Source organism: Nostoc sp. TCL240-02, from assembly GCF_013343235.1.
Taxonomy (GTDB): Bacteria; Cyanobacteriota; Cyanobacteriia; order Cyanobacteriales; family Nostocaceae; genus Nostoc.
The window spans coordinates 3,977,005-3,993,219 of sequence record NZ_CP040094.1; the positions used below are offsets into that span (position 1 = coordinate 3,977,005).

Annotated in this window: 18 protein-coding genes; 6 read left to right on the forward strand and 12 right to left on the reverse strand. The window is 39.7% G+C overall.

Annotated elements, in window-relative coordinates; genetic code table 11:
- The first annotated feature begins 123 nt into the window (after positions 1-123).
- Positions 124-1,383, forward strand: a complete 1,260-nt coding sequence (locus tag FBB35_RS16960; protein WP_174710632.1) for a glycosyltransferase family 4 protein — start codon at positions 124-126, stop codon at positions 1,381-1,383.
- Between the two features lie 126 nt (positions 1,384-1,509).
- Here the strand turns inward: FBB35_RS16960 and FBB35_RS16965 are convergent, their stop codons facing one another.
- From FBB35_RS16965 to FBB35_RS16985, 8 genes are all read right to left on the reverse strand, one after another.
- A complete protein-coding gene (locus FBB35_RS16965) occupies positions 1,510-1,791 on the reverse strand; it encodes a hypothetical protein (RefSeq protein ID WP_174710633.1) in 282 nt (93 codons plus the stop codon).
- Positions 1,772-2,017 (reverse strand): hypothetical protein, encoded by a 246-nt coding sequence (locus FBB35_RS16970; protein ID WP_012408119.1) that lies wholly within the window; start codon positions 2,015-2,017, stop codon positions 1,772-1,774. The genes FBB35_RS16965 and FBB35_RS16970 overlap by 20 nt, the downstream gene beginning before the upstream one ends.
- A 599-nt stretch (positions 2,018-2,616) precedes the next feature.
- Positions 2,617-2,889, reverse strand: a complete 273-nt coding sequence (locus tag FBB35_RS34765; RefSeq protein ID WP_254625588.1) for a transposase family protein — start codon at positions 2,887-2,889, stop codon at positions 2,617-2,619.
- Positions 2,890-2,894: 5 nt separating this feature from the next.
- Positions 2,895-3,164: a transposase family protein gene (locus FBB35_RS34770; protein WP_254625589.1), complete on the reverse strand. Its 270-nt coding sequence runs from the start codon at positions 3,162-3,164 to the stop codon at positions 2,895-2,897.
- 4 nt (positions 3,165-3,168) lie between these two features.
- The gene (locus FBB35_RS34775) at positions 3,169-3,306 is read right to left on the reverse strand and encodes a transposase family protein (protein WP_254625590.1); all 138 of its coding nucleotides are present in this window, start codon (positions 3,304-3,306) and stop codon (positions 3,169-3,171) included.
- A 93-nt stretch (positions 3,307-3,399) separates the two neighbouring features.
- Positions 3,400-3,537: a hypothetical protein gene (locus FBB35_RS34780; protein WP_254625591.1), complete on the reverse strand. Its 138-nt coding sequence runs from the start codon at positions 3,535-3,537 to the stop codon at positions 3,400-3,402.
- 36 nt (positions 3,538-3,573) lie between these two features.
- The gene (locus FBB35_RS16980; RefSeq protein ID WP_174710634.1) at positions 3,574-4,293 is read right to left on the reverse strand and encodes a tryptophan-rich sensory protein; all 720 of its coding nucleotides are present in this window, start codon (positions 4,291-4,293) and stop codon (positions 3,574-3,576) included.
- A 165-nt stretch (positions 4,294-4,458) separates the two neighbouring features.
- Complete coding sequence (locus FBB35_RS16985) at positions 4,459-5,814, reverse strand: cytochrome P450 (protein ID WP_174710635.1); 1,356 nt, start codon at positions 5,812-5,814, stop codon at positions 4,459-4,461.
- 317 nt (positions 5,815-6,131) lie between these two features.
- Here FBB35_RS16985 and FBB35_RS16990 point away from each other — a divergent pair, with 317 nt between their 5' ends.
- The 4 genes from FBB35_RS16990 to FBB35_RS17005 all read left to right on the forward strand — a co-directional run bounded on the left by FBB35_RS16990 (position 6,132) and on the right by FBB35_RS17005 (position 9,874).
- Positions 6,132-6,953: an alpha/beta fold hydrolase gene (locus FBB35_RS16990; protein WP_174710636.1), complete on the forward strand. Its 822-nt coding sequence runs from the start codon at positions 6,132-6,134 to the stop codon at positions 6,951-6,953.
- A gap of 224 nt (positions 6,954-7,177) precedes the next feature.
- Positions 7,178-7,678, forward strand: a complete 501-nt coding sequence (locus tag FBB35_RS16995; RefSeq protein ID WP_174710637.1) for a DUF1648 domain-containing protein — start codon at positions 7,178-7,180, stop codon at positions 7,676-7,678.
- A 53-nt stretch (positions 7,679-7,731) separates the two neighbouring features.
- Positions 7,732-8,112 carry a hypothetical protein gene (locus FBB35_RS17000; protein WP_174710638.1) on the forward strand — a complete coding sequence of 127 codons (381 nt, stop codon included), beginning with the start codon at positions 7,732-7,734 and terminating at the stop codon, positions 8,110-8,112.
- 403 nt (positions 8,113-8,515) lie between these two features.
- Entirely contained in the window at positions 8,516-9,874 is a 1,359-nt protein-coding gene (locus FBB35_RS17005; RefSeq protein ID WP_174710639.1) for a sensor histidine kinase, read from the forward strand.
- Positions 9,875-9,889: 15 nt separating this feature from the next.
- Here FBB35_RS17005 and FBB35_RS17010 read toward each other — a convergent pair whose 3' ends face one another.
- The 3 genes from FBB35_RS17010 to FBB35_RS17020 form a co-directional block, all read right to left on the reverse strand.
- Entirely contained in the window at positions 9,890-10,969 is a 1,080-nt protein-coding gene (locus tag FBB35_RS17010) for a sensor histidine kinase (RefSeq protein ID WP_174710640.1), read from the reverse strand.
- Positions 10,970-10,976: 7 nt separating this feature from the next.
- A complete protein-coding gene (locus tag FBB35_RS17015; protein WP_174710641.1) occupies positions 10,977-12,134 on the reverse strand; it encodes an FIST signal transduction protein in 1,158 nt (385 codons plus the stop codon).
- A 209-nt stretch (positions 12,135-12,343) separates the two neighbouring features.
- Positions 12,344-13,840 carry a glycosyl hydrolase family 57 gene (locus FBB35_RS17020; RefSeq protein WP_174710642.1) on the reverse strand — a complete coding sequence of 499 codons (1,497 nt, stop codon included), beginning with the start codon at positions 13,838-13,840 and terminating at the stop codon, positions 12,344-12,346.
- Between the two features lie 128 nt (positions 13,841-13,968).
- Between FBB35_RS17020 and FBB35_RS17025 the strand changes: the two genes are divergently transcribed.
- Positions 13,969-14,445, forward strand: a complete 477-nt coding sequence (locus FBB35_RS17025; RefSeq protein ID WP_254625592.1) for a hypothetical protein — start codon at positions 13,969-13,971, stop codon at positions 14,443-14,445.
- 136 nt (positions 14,446-14,581) lie between these two features.
- Here FBB35_RS17025 and FBB35_RS17030 read toward each other — a convergent pair whose 3' ends face one another.
- Complete coding sequence (locus tag FBB35_RS17030; protein ID WP_174710643.1) at positions 14,582-15,454, reverse strand: SDR family oxidoreductase; 873 nt, start codon at positions 15,452-15,454, stop codon at positions 14,582-14,584.
- Positions 15,455-16,215: the final 761 nt, after the last annotated feature.

The following is a 16,215-nucleotide window of genomic DNA, read 5'->3' on the forward strand; positions in this document are numbered from 1 at the left end:
CTACCCACACTGAATTGGAGTACACGCATTGTCTATTGATTTGAAAGCTACTGTAAATCGAATGATGACATACAGCCTCCAATGAGGTCATGGTGTACATATCACATTTGATTCATAACTAATATGAACATCTTAATGCTATCTTCTACCTTTCCCTACCCACCAACGCGCGGGGGAACCCAAGTCAGGACATTTCATTTACTTAAATACCTGAGTCAACGCCATACTGTTACCCTCGCTACTCAACGCGAGGGCGATGTGACAGATGCAGAAGTAGCAGAATTAGGCAATTATGTGGATCATCTAGCCATTTTTGAACGCCCTTCAGATTCTGGAACCACTGGAATATTGAAGAAAATACAGCGATTTGGTCGATTTTTGCAACAAGGTACACCACCAAGCGTACTTAACCGCTACTCACTTGAGATGCAAACATGGGTTGATAACTGGGTGGAAGCAGGGAAATGTGATGTAATTACTTGCGAACATAGCGTCAATGAAATTTATGTGCGATGTCTACGACGGGCTACGCCTACGCATTTTCAGAAACAGCTAAAAACCATAGTGAATGTTCATAGTTCTGTTTATGCTACCTGTCGCAACCAACTAACAACAGGCATTTCAGAAAATTTCCTGAGAGACAAAATTAATCTACCGCTTCTGCGGCGTTATGAGCAAAGCTACTGTGGTAAGTTTTCGGCAATTGTAGCGACAACACAAGAAGATAAAATTCAACTACAGAATCTTAACCCTAATAGTGAAATTACAGTTATTCCCAATGGCGTAGATTTAGTTTCTTTCCCCAACCGTAGCATCGATCCAGGAGGACATCGCTTAATTTTTATCGGTGCAATGGATAATTTGGCAAACATTGATGCTGTCTGTTTCTTCAGCAACGAAGTCTTGCCAGCAATCCAAAAACTTTATCCTGATACAATTTTCGATATCGTCGGTTCTCATCCAGTGCCAGAAGTTTTAGCACTCGATCAAAAACCAGGAATTAATGTAATTGGGCGTGTGCCTTCAATGGTAGAATACTTGCATAAATCTACCATCTGTGTTGTACCCATGCGGACTGGGTTTGGCATTAAAAATAAAACTTTAGAAGCAATGGCAGCTGGTCTACCTATAGTAGCTAGCGATCGCGGCTTAGAAGGATTAGCTGTAGATGGCGTTAGTCATCCATTACGGGCATTACGAGCAAATACACCAACGGAGTATATCACCTCTATTAGTCAACTCTTCGATCGGCCACATCTGCGTGCAGAATTGTCTCATAACGGTAGACATCTGGTAGAAACAGATTTTACTTGGGATATCGCTGGTAAAAGCTATGAACAAGTTTGTCTAGGGAAAGCCTATCTGCCTCTAGATAAATTCTAGTTGTTTTTTCTTATTTGTCTGTAACAAATGTATGCAGAGACATTGCAATGCAACGTCTCTGCATCGATTGGGAAAATTATGTTATCTAAATCGTATTGGTTGTTAGTTAGCTTGTAAAGAAGCACGTCAATTATTATCAAACCTAGTAGAAGCACCTAAAACAAGTAATTTTTTATGCTTACGTTTATTCTTATTCTTGAGAGTATTCAAATAACTATCAACGTAGCGGAAAGCAGCGGCACCGTCATAATCAGCAATGGCTATAGCTTGTAAGAAAACCTTTGAAGGAATTTCAAACGCTAAAAATCTTTCTGTTAAAATCAACAAATCTTTATCTGTGGCGGGAAAAGTAGTCTCTTCTGTCTCTTCAGGATCGTAGAAAATGTCTTCAATTAATGCTCTGTACACTTTGTACCTCCCCAAAAGCATAAGATGCAAAGCCTGTGATAAAGTTTAACTGCTGATCGCGAGTTTGTAAGTTAACTGGGAGTTCGGTACCAGGACATCCTATTTCTCGTAAAATCTCTAAACAATAAGCACCGAGTTGAGTGTATGGAGCTTGCTCCAATTCTTGAGCTACCTCTAGAGCCATCTCCAGATTAACTTGGATAACCGTCGTTACAGGGTTGGTCATAAACACGCCCTAATAAACTGGATGTTCTAAGTTTTGATCACAAGTACAAATAGCGTAACGGTGTTTTTGCGGAATTTATGAAGAGGGGAAAATAAAGTATCAGCGCATTTGCGGTAATGTATCGAAAATTATTCAAACAAGACTTAAAGCTTAACAATTCCGATCTAAGTGCGATCGCTACACTAAAATACATTGGCATTCACTTGATGTCAAAGACAAGCCAATATTTACCTTAATGCGTATAAATACTTATTAAAGGCGAAAGCGCTTGCCAGAACACAAGCGAGGAAATGTGAGATATGCCTGGGGCGTGAGCCTACGGTGGGCAGGTACGCCATCGCAGTTAAATATGTTCTTGTTGGGGACGTAAGCTTTTAATCGTAGCGCTCAAAACTAGGACAATTGCCAAAACAAACACGGTATTTCTGAGTATTGAGTTATCAGAAGACATCTCCGAAAACGTTAAAAACCTTTATGTGGCTAGGCTATAGTCCGTAAATGCAATCATCCTAAATTAGCTAGTACAGTACGACAGAATAATGCTTTGAGATATTTACTGTTGATAATTAGACAAAAACATCTAGTTATATGCGTTAATTTTAACCTAACGACATAGCAGATATTTCTAATGGTAATATTAGCGCTCTAATTCGTAATCTGACTAATCTACAAATTGTCAAAATAACCTCAGTATACTTTTTGGGATTTAACCTAAATCTGTCTTGAACAACTCGAAAGATTTTTACCGAACGGATTCGATGTTCGACAAATATTCGTTTAGACGAAAATTCTTTGTTTGATTTTTTCTGGTCAGTTGTTAACTCTTTATTTCTTGGTTTCTTAATTGGAGTATCAATGAAATCTTCTCCCATATAACCTAAATTCCCTTAAAACTTTGTTTTGGGTCAAAATTATCACGATTTTCTCTAAACATTGTTATATCGCTTTTTGGACCTGGTTCTCCTGCCACAACATCAACGATATCTCTACCATCTGGCATGATAATTATTTGGCTTTTAAATGTATGATTACTTTTCTTACCTGAAAAATATTTTTCTTGTTCTTCATTATCTCTGGGTCTTTCCCTGACTTGTTCATAGCTATCTACAATTAATTCATACTCTGTAAGTATTTCTTGAACTACCATCAAGTCAGACTCGTTTTTTTATTTGTTCAATCAAACTGCATGGAAGCAATTCTCTAAGTATTGGCAACCAATAATTAAATGTGTCATTCGCTGTCGATTCACTCACTCCAAACTGGATACCAAGAACTTGAAATGTCGTCATTTGTCTGAGATACAGCAAGGTTAAAATTATTTGTTCTTTAAGAGATAGTTTTGGTTTTCGACCTCCACCGCCAGCAATAATTCTAATTTTTTTTTATTCTTTTAAAGCTTGTTTTTCATAATTTAATTGTTCGGCATTTTTGATTAATTGTTGTAACTGTTCATACTCCAGGCCAATTAACCTCCGTGTTTCTTTAGGATTTTCTTCAATGTGCTTCAGTATATCACTCATATTTATGTGTCAAAAAACTTCTCTAATGTTCTTTTATCACAGAATGATACTATTTTGGAGATGTCTAGAGTGTTTGAGTGCAATTCCTACTAGTGCCCAGAGTATTACTCCTGCATAAGCGATGTCTCGACGCTGGATAACTATAACTGCTGCAACTGCTGTTGCTATCAATACCATGATGAGAGTCCATGTTATGGCAAAAATCCCCCAACCGTTCCACCCGTGAAAATACAAGGCACACGCTACATTGACGATGGTCGCCACGCTAATCCAGCCTAGATAAATGCTGATCGGAAAGTGAATACACCATTTTTTCAGCCTAGGTACACGTGATTTACCAATTTCTAACTGTACATAAACACCAATCAGGGGCAGCAGAATCAAAAGCATTGCAATTACAGAAAGAGCAAAAAGCCTAGACAAAAACAGATATACCCAGATACTTTGAGCAACACAGGCAATCACCAACAGATAACCTGTCTTACATAAATCAGGCTCATCTCGTTGGTTAGGTAAAGCTTGGTATATCCCAAAAGCAAACAAACCAAGGTAAATCAGCCCCCAGATAGCAAAGGCGTAATTGGCAGGGATAATCAGGACATTTTTAAACAAAGTATTGGAAATTTCCCCTATACTGAGTCCATTGAGCGGAAAAACGTTCGATAGTACGTTGATAACGAAAGCACCAAAGATTGCAGCCAACGTAACAAGCTGTCGCCAAAAATCCCGGTAATTGCCTCTTTTGGACTGCTGCATAGGATGTTAACTGTTATCTTTTTGTGACTGTAACCATAAGTTTGCTCTGTGATTCGTTGACCAAGAGGAGTATTTATACTCAAGGATAATCTCTTGGTTTTAAGGTTACATAAACCCTGAACTTTCGGCAACTGTATGATTTCAAAACCAAATATTAAATAGAATTTATTTAGAAGTGTCTAATGCAATCTGCTTGAGTTTCACCTTCAGACCGTTTTCTGGGCGTAAGGTTATTGAAGGCTGTGGCACGATTAGATATCCTGGCAATAAATCTATTTGGAAGCGTTGAGCGATAGTCGCCAATAACAAAGCCGCTTCCATCTGAGCAAAACCTTTACCAATACAAATCCTTGGCCCATCCCCAAAGGGTATATATGTTCCTTTAGGTAGCTGCTTTTCAAACTCCTGTGTCCATCTTTCTGGTTGAAAAGCTTCAGGATTCTCAAAATACTTTGGATGACGGTGCATTACCCATTGGCTAATCATGATTGCCATGCCTTGAGGAATTTCGTAATCACCAATCTGAGTATCTACTGCTGCTTCGCGCCCCATGAGAGGTACTGGAGGATATAATCGCATTGATTCTTTGATAATTTGTTGTGTATAAACTAACTGCCCAAGGTCTTGGAGAGTTGGTAACTTTCCTTGCAGAACTTGATTTAACTCTGATTCTAATTTTTCACGCACTTCGGGGTTTTGTGCTAAGAGCATCCATGTCCAAGATAAAGTATTTGCAGTTGTTTCATGCCCTGCCAACATTAAAGTGGCGACTTCATCTCGTAGCAGTTTGTCATCCATCTGTTGAAGAGTTTGTTCGTCTTTCGCTTCCATTAGCATTGTCAACAAATCATTGGTTTTTTCCCCACTGTTGCGACGCTCTTGAATCAGTTTATAAATAGCTTCATCCATTTGGGTAATAGCATCACGATAACGAAGGTTTTCAGGTCTCGGGAACCACTCCAATACCAGAAAATTTTGCCGCCGCTTACTTTCAAACCATTGCATTGCCACATCTAGCGCATTGGCAACAACTTTTGCTTCTCCTGCATCTATATCAGCGCTAAATATGCACTTCATAACTATTTGTAGTGTTAAGCGCATCATATCTTCATGAATGTCATGAGTTTCACCATCGTGCCAAGTTTGAACCATTCGGTTGGTGTACTCAACCATTGTTTGGCTATATCCATTAATCCGTTTTTGGTGAAATACTGGTTGGGCAAGACGACGTTGCCAAAACCACGATTCTCCTTCTGCGCTTAATAACCCTTCTCCTAGTAAACTTTTTAAGGCACGTAAGCCTCGGCTTTTAATAAAATCGTTGCGATTTTTGAGAACTTCTTCTATATATTCAGGATTAGTTATTAAACAACTAGATGTTAACCCTAACTGTAAGGGAACAATATCACCATAGTCACGACAACGGGTAAGAAATTCTAATGGGTCTTGTCCGAGTTCAAATAAATGTCCAACAATAGAGTTTACCGACGGTGCTGGTAACTCGAATACATCGGCAACCATAGCAAAAACCCTCTCTTTTTGTGTGTATTCAAGAACATTAATTCACTGTTAATATTCAATCTTCATCACATAGAGAGATTTTCTGCTTAAATACGCTTTGTTACTAAACCGAAAAGTTTTATGATTGCTTAGGCACAAGCCAAAAAAAAGATACCGTTACTCATAGCCCAGATTCACACTACACAACAATAAACTCGAAACACGGCTGGTAATATCTTTTTTGTAGTCTCCCCCTACTGTTGTAGAGTTCATGTAAAGTCAAAGTTTTGAACACTCTGGTTTTGGAGTTTTAGGACCAGCCTAAAGGTGACACAAATATGAGTACAATCGCAACGAAAGATGGCACGCAGATATATTACAAAGACTGGGGGATAGGACAACCCGTAGTTTTCAGTCATGGTTGGCCGCTCAATGCTGATGCTTGGGATGAGCAACTGGTTTTAGTGGCAGATAACGGCTATCGCGCCATCGCCCATGACCGTCGTGGACATGGGCGGTCAAGCCAATCTTGGAACAGCAATGATATGGATACCTACGCAGACGACCTTGCTATGCTCATTGAGACACTGGATCTCAATGATGTAGTCCTAGTTGGTCACTCGACGGGCGGCGGTGAAGTCACCCGTTATATCGGTCGCCACGGCACAAATCGCGTTGCAAAAGTTGTGCTAGTGGGCGCAGTGCCACCTCTGATGCTGAAAACCGAAGCTAATCCTGGCGGACTGCCGATTGAAGTCTTTAATAGCATCCGCACGGGTGTTGCAAACGACCGTTCACAGTTCTACGAGGATCTCAGTGAGTCATTCTACGGTGCTAACAGACCAGGTACTCAAGTCTCGCAAGGTCTCCGTCAGCAATTCTGGCTCCAGAGTATGCAGGTCGGCCTCAAGGGCGCACTCGATTGCATCAAGGCATTCTCGGAAACTGACTTCACCGACGACCTCAAGAAATTCGACGTGCCAACGCTAATCGTTCATGGTGACGACGACCAAATTGTGCCGATCGCTAACTCTGCTCTTCTCTCCTCGCAGATTGTCAAGGGAGCGACTCTAAAGGTCTATCCTGGCGCAGGCCACGGATTGTACAGCACGCATCGAGAGCAATTTAACACCGATCTACTGGCATTCCTCAAGACCTAAACTCGATTGCCATTGTCGCTAGAAACGCCGTAAAAATAGCGTTTCTAGCAGATATTCCCTTATTAATGCCAAAAGATAGGCGACAATTCTGAGGGTAGCGATCGCATTTACTAAAACGTGTCTATAGTTTAACAGAACAGTGAGGTTTAAAATTGTACCGCACTCAAATCATTTACCTTTTGTCAAGATAAGTTAGAATAAATTACCTTATAAAAGCTATTAATATGAGTATTTATAAACCTGTTATTGTAATTTTTGGATTGGATTTAGCACAGATGCTAAATTTGAGCGCACTTGCGGGACTTTTGGGATTATTCGGCATCGCCATTTATGCTTGGTTCACATTACCTGATACGATACCAATCCACTTTGGATTTGATGGAAAAGCCAATGGTTGGGGGAGCAAAAAAATTCTGTGGTTGTTACCAATTGTGGGTTTAGCAATTTATGGGCTTTTAACATTTATTAGTCGTTATCCCCATACATTTAATTATCTAGTTGTAATTACCGAAGAGAATGCATTACGACAGTATCAAATTGCTTGCTCAATGCTGAATTGGTTAAAAAGTGAAATGGTTTGGACATTTGTTTATATTGAATGGCAAATATTCTATCTAGCAACTACAGAGAATCCCAATTTAGGGGTATGGTTTGTGCCTGTAACACTAATAATTATATTTGGGACGATTGGATATTGGTTGAGTCAATCTTTGATGGCACGTTAACGCTATACAAAATAGTAATATAGATTAAAAAACATAAATTACTGTAAACTTCTATGGCGGACATAAATGGTAATTGGTTAGGAACTTACTGGCAAGATGAAATACCAAGTCGATTTGAAGCAACTTTTGTGCAAAATGGAAATGTTCTCAAGGGTTCTATTTTGGATGATAACTATTTAGGAGAAGCGACTGTTAGCGGTAAGGTAATTGGACGTAATATCAGCTTTACAAAGCTTTATTTAATAACTTCGCCTTCACCAGTTACATACACAGGAACAGTCTCAGAAAACGAAGATTATATGCAAGGAAGGTGGAGCATTGGCTCTCGCTACTCTGGTTTATGGGAGGCGCAACGAGATGGAGAGAATCTGATTATAGATTTACAAACTCGCCTGGAGAAGCAAACTCTATTAACAACTTCAAAAAATAGATAACTGAAATAGAGTAGAAAGCAGCCTTAGATATTCATAATTTGTGTAGGAGGGCAACAGGCAATAAGCCTCTTTGAGCTATACTAAATTTTTTCAAGAATCAAATATGAGTCTTATGACTCTAAAGTTAAAAAAAATTAGAATGCACAAGGTTTAGCCAATGCCTCCCGCATGGAAGAATCTAATTCTTGGCGCTAACCTGTAGATTTGGTGGCAATATTAGAGTCGGCTTTTGAGCAATTACCGACTGTATTAAGTGTGGGCAAATCTCGATAAAGAAGTTGGGATCATGACGAAATATGTGTAAAATAGCATACGTATTTCATCATGATCTCATTTCGAGGGTGGCAGAATGTAAAATATTAACTTATTGTTTACCCAATCTTTGTAAAAACCAGGGTGTCTAGTGTCAGAAGAATTTAGTTGCCAAATCTCACCGCCATTTTTGTCTCTTGGTAGCGATCGCGATCTGGGTTTAGATTCAACCCTCCAAGAATTACCAATGTATAACTTCCCTGTGGAAATTAATCACACTGGGATGGAAGTGGCTAATTTTTTAGAAAAATACCCCCTGTTACCAGGAGTAATTTTGGTAGAACAGGGAAAGTTCATTGGGATGATTTCGCGGCGGCGACTGCTGGAATTTTTAATTCGTCCTTATGGACAAGAGTTGTTGGTTCAGCAACCATTAGCCATTCTCTACAGCTATGCGCGGATACCGATGTTGCTGCTTGCTGATACAACATCGATTTTAACGGCGATGCAACTTAGCTTAAAGCGATCGCCAGAATTATTAGCAGAACCAATTGTAGTACACACAGAATCTGGTGCTTATAGATTGTTAGATGTCCAAGAATTGAATATTATTTCTTGGCAAATTCGAGGAATTGACAATCTGGTGCGCTATGAACGCAGCCAAGCTCAAATGATTCAAAATGATAAAATGGCAAATCTGGGACGTTTGGTAGACGGCGTAGCGCACGAAATTTTAGACCCAGTGGGTTTTATTTGGGGAAATATAACTTATGTTTCTACCTACAGCCAAGATTTACTCAAGCTAATAGCTGCTTACGATCAAGAGTTACCATCAGTTTCGCAGGCAATTAATCAGATTAAAGAAGATATTGAATTTGATTTTTTAGAACAAGATTTGTCGCGATCGCTTGCTAGTATCCGTACTGGAGCGGAAAGATTAAAAAAGCTTGTTACTAGTTTACAAAACTTTTGTCATATCGATGAACTTTATCCAAAGCCAGTAGACTTACACGCTAGTATAGATACTATTATATTATTAATTAATAGCCGTCTTCAAGGAGAAATTGAAATAGTTAAATACTACGGTCAGTTACCCCCAGTTTATTGCTTTATAGGGCAGCTAAACCAGGTTTTGATGAATATTTTCAGTGAGGTTGTAGATATTTTGCTCAATGAAGCTGTTAGGCAACAGTTGCATTTAGAAGATAAAAATCCTGTTCAAAAACCTCGAATTGAGATTACTACAGAAGTAATTTCGCAAGAAGCAAGCAATCCAAATGCACCAGATTCTCGTTGGGTATTAATTCACATTGCTGACAATGGCCCTGGAATGTCTCAAGAATTGCAACAGCAAATTATGGAGTCATTTTCTCTAGAAACAAAGAATAGTAAAAATACTAGTTTAGCAGTAAGTTATCGAATTATCACCGTGAGACATGGTGGTAAATTAAATTTCCATTCCCAGATTGGTATAGGTACAAAATTTGAAATTTTGTTACCTTTACTTTGATAAGATTATATTAGATTAGATTATTTCCTGAAATTGCTGCTGGATAGGAATTTGAACTACAAACTCCGTTCCTTTTCCAGGTGTCGAAAAAAATTCTAACTTGCCGCCATGTTTTTCGGTGATAATTTGATAGCTGATAGCCATTCCCATCCCTGTCCCTTTACCGACAGGTTTTGTTGTAAAGAAGGGATTGAAAATTTGTTTTTGAATCGATTCAGGAATTCCAGAGCCATTGTCAGCGATCGCAATTTTTACCCATTGTGAATCAACGACAGAGGTACGAATCGTTATAATACTGGGATTATCCCGGATTTCTTGATAAGTTCGTTTAGCATTGAATTCTTCCAAGGCATCGAGTGCATTTACTAAAATATTCATAAACACCTGGTTGATCTGTCCGGCGCAGCATTCTACATGAGATAAATTACCGTAGTCTTTGATAATCTGAATGACTGGGCTTTTGTCAGTGGCTTTAAGGCGGTGTTGCAAAATCATCAAAGTATTGTCGATGCCTTCATGAATATCTACGGCTTTGAACTCACTTTCATCCAGGCGCGAGAAGTTACGTAGTGAAAGCACAATCTCTCGAATCCGCTCCGTCCCAATATTCATTGAACGCAATACCATAATCGCATCTTTTTCTAGAAACTCTAAATCGATGGTTTTGCGTTCAGTTTGAATTTCAGTCGGTGGGTTGGGGAAATAACGGTGATAAAGCTGGACAAGTCGCAGTAAGTCATGAATATATTGGCTAATATAGCTGAGATTTCCGTAAATAAAGCTAACGGGATTGTTGATTTCATGAGCAATCCCTGCCACCATTTGACCAAGAGCAGACATCTTTTCACTTTGAATCATTTGAGCTTGCATTTGATGCAAACTATCTAACGTATTTTCTAACTCTTGCCCTCTGTGCTGCAAATCTGTGCGCGAATCTTCTAACTCACAAATGACTTTCTTGAGTAAAAATTCCTTTGTGCAAATGTCAGTTTCTAGCTGGCGGCGTTCAGATTCGCAGCGTTCCAGCTTTTTCCGCAAGATACGGTTTGTCTTTTCTAACTCTTGCATCTGTATGGAATTGTCTTGGTTATCCATACACAACTCATTTTGTTCCTATTAACAGTGTGACAAAGGTTTTGTTATGAACTTGCGTTTGGCCTCCACTCGCTATAGGAGCAATTTCACCATAAGCATAGAAACCACAACAAGGCAATGCGTCTGGTAAATGAGTTTTGACAAGCTGATACTCTTCTCTAGTCAGAGTTCCCAGAATTCGCCGACGGGCTGCACAGGAAATCAGCAACGCTGCTGTTGGCTTTAAACCAGGATAATCGGCAAGAGCATTTTTCAAAGATGTCTCAGAGGCTAACAAAATATTGTCACGAGTTGCATCGGTGATTTGTACAACGGCCTGTTCAGGAATATCTAAAAAAAACTTCACGCTACCAGACTGTTGATCGTAGCCATTGGGTGCCCGTAAATAGAAATGATTTTGATCCTCAAAAACTGCCAGAGCATAGATGGCATAATTGGATGCAAATCTTTCTTCACCGAGATAATGCTGATAGAAATCTAAGGCACGCTGTCCATCAATTTCATAGACTACGTTTCCATCCACTTTAGTTACACGGCTACGTTGACTAATAGGAGTCCAACCACAGGCAACTCCGTGAGAAAATAGTAGTTTTCCAGAGAATAGCAGCACTGGAATAGAATCACTCAATACCTCACCCTGGAAGAATTGGTAGGTTTTGTCAAAGGTATAGTCATCGGCAGTCATTCCCCCAATGATGGGAATATTTTCTCCCAGGCTTTGTTTTAAAGCTTCTAAAATTAAAACCCCATTGCTGGTTAGACTATCCGGGAAAGTAAGGCACAATTGTGGTACAGATGCACTCTTTGCCTTGGCTTGGGCGATCGCTTCTTGGGCTGCAAGGGCTGGATTTTTGGAGGCTCCTCTTCCAATACCTGCACAAATTTCCACTTCATCGCTAGCAAACAGCATTAAGGTCAGAGAATCTTGCTGAAACTCCAGAATTGAAGAGATTTCTCCATTTGTCGTTCCACCAATCAACTCAATTCCGGGGAAAGCGTCTTGGATGCGCTGTAAAATTAACACATGGTCAAAGTCTATAGCAGTGAATAAAATTCCAGCTTGAGGAATTGACCCCCCAAGAGAACGGCTACATTCTTGAAGAACTTCAGCGATCGCATTTTGAGAATCAGGATCGTCGCTATGACCAACAACAACTTGAAACACAACTACCTCATTGTAAGTTTTAATGCCAGGGTGCTAACTCCATTGGGATAGCAGCACTCATGAACCTACAATTAGATTTCCCACTTACTTGAACTAAATCTCAATTCACCTGAATTTTTATTTTCCGATTCATCTGACGATACAAAAACTGTATAAAAAACTTGGGGAGCATTTCCTCAAAAATTAACTCCCCAGCCCCATTATTCAGTTCAATTCATCTGCAATAAATTTTCGCCACGTTGATAAATTTCCCTTGCATGATCAGTCCAAGCACCTTGTCCCCAATAACGAAAACAACTGGTTTGCAGCAAAAGGTTGTGTAGTAGAAGGTTACGATAGTGAGATTGTCTGGTAACAGGTTCTGCTGAATTAAGTTGCTGTAATTGATCAAATCTTTGATGGAATAAACTGCTTAATTGATACATAGGAGACAACACATTCTCATATCCTTTGACCCAACTGATATGATTTGTCCATGAGGCTCCATCCAGATGAAAATTAGAGTTTGTTTGTTTTAATTCTTGAATTGCATTTTCTACAGCTTCCGGTTGATTATTGCCTGGTGAAACTCTCTCCCAAATCTGATGTTGTCCCACTGGTTGACAAGTTGGATAGTCTTCAGGTTTACATCCAGCAGCTTCGATAAATTCTAAATATTCTGTACCGCACATTCCAACAACACCTGATTTTCCTCCCCCATTATTGACCATATCCCACCAAGCTTGTTTAAAAGCACTGGGAAATTCATTCATCATCACACCGCCATTTTCACCATCTCCAATTTGGCTAACTATTGGTGGCACAAAAACACTACCAATTTGTTGTTTGGATAAAGTTTTAGCTTCATAATAAGGCTGCATTTGTGCAACTAATTTAGTATCCGAACCTTGGGTTTTAATTAAGGCTGTGATGCTAATTGTTTCGCCTTGAGAATTGCGAGCAATCAAACGATGTGGTAAATGTTTGTGGATAAGTGATTGACCGCTAATTGTTTCTACAGAATGTTCTTGAACGAGTAACCAGCGATATCCGCATTCTTTCAGCGCTTTTACAAATTCAAAGAGAGCATCAGGGTGATTTGGGAGGTGCATTTCTGGAGGTGAAAATCCTTTGACTCGCGCTAGTGCTTCCCAGCCAAAAATTGCCGCAAAGTGATGTTGCCATGCAACGATATGCAATTTAATATCTGCTATGGGTGTAGAAGGAATAACTGCATGACCCCACATTGTACCCAGCCATTCTACATAAGGTTGATAGTTGCGATCGCAAGTGATCCGTTTGAGATTATCGAGAACATCACCGCGTCCCATTTGCCGCAATCCCCACAAAAGATTACCTGAGTAATCCAACATCACACGGGGATTGCAACCTTGACTTACAAGTTCGGGGATCAAGTCTCCCATACGGCTGTAACAATATGCAAAAGGACTTGCATTGTGGTTATCCCCCTCGTTGGGATGTTCAAACATATATTGCAGATTGCTGATCAGTGTACCGCCATTTCCAGCAGGTATAGTTGGCTGGTGCATGTGTAAGGCGATCGCAAACACAGCATTTACATCTTTTAGGCGGATATTTGTTGTTGGTAAAAATACTGGCTGATCGTGGTTAACTACAGAGAGAACCTCTGTTTCCCAACCAGAAATATTCGGCAAGCCATCAATGATTTCGGGCAAACTGCTGAGAGTAGTAGGGAAGGAAAGCATTTCTGGTTGCTCCAATATGAGTTATATCTAGAAAACTTGCGTTTGTATTTAATAATACTTAACTCAGCGTATATACAATAAATACTCCAAGTCACGCTATTCTCAACTTGCTGATTTTCAATCAACAATTGCGAACTCAGGCAAGTCCGGCAATTATCATCGGCGCAGTCTTACCAGATATTCCCATCTTTGTGTTCTACTTTTTAATGAAGTTTGTTTACCATCTGCCGACACGCCAGATTTGGTCAGAAGTTTATTATCAACCTTTTTGGCAAGCTATTGTCAGTACGTTTCATTCAATTCCACTAGCGTTGCTTGGAATATTGATTGCCCATATCTGGAGTTGGCAGTTGATTGAAGTTGGCTTTGCCAGTATGGTGCTACATTCTCTTTTAGATTTACCAGTCCATAACAACGACGCTCACCGACACTTTTTTCCCTTCAGTAATTACCGTTTTATTAGCCCCGTTTCTTATTGGGACTCAAATTATTATGGTGCGATGGCGTACCCGCCCGCCGTAGGCGATCGCAGCTTTGGTAGAAATTCTCTTAGTTCTAGGGGCAACTATTTATCTGTTTCCTTTCACACGAACCTACTGGGGTAAAGGATTGCTAATTGCAGTCAATCTGTTTTATACGATGGGGTATTTCCGTTTTCACCTTTTAGCTAAAGGCAATTGACCCCAGTAGGATAAGCGATGCACTAAAAAATTTAAGACTTATGTGCAGACACGCGAGAAATCATGTTCTTGACAAGAACAAATCACCGAAACGATGGATTCTGTTTAAAAAATTCAGTTTCGGGATCAGCTTGTTGAGTCTTTCAGCAGGCTGTTGTTTTCTTGGCGCTGGTGGAGTTGCGATTCGTAAAATTAGCTCTAATAACCAAGGGGCAAGGCGTTGACACAATACGGCTAAATGACTCTGCCAGCCGACTAAAATTTCTGGTGAATCATTCTGCATTCCGGCGACGAGTGCTTTGGCTACTTGCTGCGGAGTCATGGGGATCACCCAGCGAAATAATTTTAAGTCGCGCACCATGTCTGTGTCTGTCAGAGAAGGCAGTAATGCAATCACTCGGATATTGTGTTCAGCTAGTTCTTGGCGCAAAGCTTGGGTGAATCCTAAGATGGCAAACTTGGTTGCTGAGTATGTCGCCATTGTTGGTGCTGCAACCTTCCCCATCAGACTCGATACATTAACGATTATCCCTTGCCTTTGGCTGACCATACGTCGAGCGATCAGACTCGTGAGGTTGTACATCCCTAACAAGTTCACAGAAATTTCTTCTTGAACTTGAGGCATCTTGGATTGCAAAAATGAGCTTTGGTATGCGACACCCGCACAATTAACCAGCAGGTGAATCTGTCCGAAATTGCGCCACAGTTGGGCAACAGCGATATTTACTTCAATAGTCTGAGTCAAATCTAATGGCACGATCGCAGTTTCGGTTCCCATCGCCTCGATTTCTTTAGCTACCTCGACTAACTTTTGGCGATCGCGTGCTACCAATATCAGCCGCTTGATGCCTTGTTGCGCTAGTTCGAGGGCGATCGCTCGTCCAATCCCACGCGAAGCCCCTGTAATCAGAGCAACTTTACCTTGAATCTCCATTGGTTTTATCCTCCAAAATCTAAGTCTTACCAACCTCTTCGTTATTGCCGATATACACAATCAAGAGTTACTTGCTTGTCGGCATCAAGTAAGACAAATAATCTATTGCAATTGAAATCAAACTGAAATTAAGCCTTTGGCAACGAGATATTTCTTGGTTAATCTGCAATCCCTCATAATTGTCTATACGAGGCAGAAATTTCTTGTTTTTAACCCGTCAAAGCCTTACATACTTGGCTGAATGGCTATAGCTCATAGATTTTATTTCTCCTAGATCAGAGCGTTCATCAGCATCCTTGTCATACACACGTTAGCAATTAAATCAAGGTATTGCAATATTCTTTAATAAGGATTTCTTAATGCTTCTTAACGACAAGCATATATATATAAAATATTTTATTAAATAAGTTTTTATAAATCCCTCAGTACAAATATCTCATTTTCCTGACAAATAGCCTTTTTTCGGGCAATTGTTATATCTAATTCATCTGTTAGGAACAAAAAAGACATATAGAATTTGAGTTTATGCTTGCAATAGTTAGAGTTACTGATTAACGCGCAGATTTCTATCAGCATATTTACTGATTCATTGAAAACAAAACTTTCTGAGGTTTATTTATTCAAATAATATTAAGAGGGTTAGTGCATCATTTTTAATGCAAATTACAACAAGCGTTTTATCTACTAAAATTTTCATGTAAATTAGTAATTTATTTGGGTTTAGCTTTGAGTTTATCAAAGTAATCTTTGAGACTTGTAGT

Bases quoted from the DNA above. Each gene is read 5' to 3' on its own strand.
- FBB35_RS16960 (WP_174710632.1), top strand. From the start codon at position 124: ATGAACATCTTAATGCTATCTTCTACCTTTCCCTACCCACCAACGCGC.
- FBB35_RS16970 (WP_012408119.1), bottom strand. From the start codon at position 2,017: ATGACCAACCCTGTAACGACGGTTATCCAAGTTAATCTGGAGATGGCT.
- FBB35_RS34765 (WP_254625588.1), bottom strand. From the start codon at position 2,889: ATGGGAGAAGATTTCATTGATACTCCAATTAAGAAACCAAGAAATAAA.
- FBB35_RS34770 (WP_254625589.1), bottom strand. From the start codon at position 3,164: ATGGTAGTTCAAGAAATACTTACAGAGTATGAATTAATTGTAGATAGC.
- FBB35_RS34775 (WP_254625590.1), bottom strand. From the start codon at position 3,306: ATGACGACATTTCAAGTTCTTGGTATCCAGTTTGGAGTGAGTGAATCG.
- FBB35_RS34780 (WP_254625591.1), bottom strand. From the start codon at position 3,537: ATGAGTGATATACTGAAGCACATTGAAGAAAATCCTAAAGAAACACGG.
- FBB35_RS16980 (WP_174710634.1), bottom strand. From the start codon at position 4,293: ATGCAGCAGTCCAAAAGAGGCAATTACCGGGATTTTTGGCGACAGCTT.
- FBB35_RS16985 (WP_174710635.1), bottom strand. From the start codon at position 5,814: ATGGTTGCCGATGTATTCGAGTTACCAGCACCGTCGGTAAACTCTATT.
- FBB35_RS16990 (WP_174710636.1), top strand. From the start codon at position 6,132: ATGAGTACAATCGCAACGAAAGATGGCACGCAGATATATTACAAAGAC.
- FBB35_RS16995 (WP_174710637.1), top strand. From the start codon at position 7,178: ATGAGTATTTATAAACCTGTTATTGTAATTTTTGGATTGGATTTAGCA.
- FBB35_RS17000 (WP_174710638.1), top strand. From the start codon at position 7,732: ATGGCGGACATAAATGGTAATTGGTTAGGAACTTACTGGCAAGATGAA.
- FBB35_RS17010 (WP_174710640.1), bottom strand. From the start codon at position 10,969: ATGGATAACCAAGACAATTCCATACAGATGCAAGAGTTAGAAAAGACA.
- FBB35_RS17020 (WP_174710642.1), bottom strand. From the start codon at position 13,840: ATGCTTTCCTTCCCTACTACTCTCAGCAGTTTGCCCGAAATCATTGAT.
- FBB35_RS17030 (WP_174710643.1), bottom strand. From the start codon at position 15,454: ATGGAGATTCAAGGTAAAGTTGCTCTGATTACAGGGGCTTCGCGTGGG.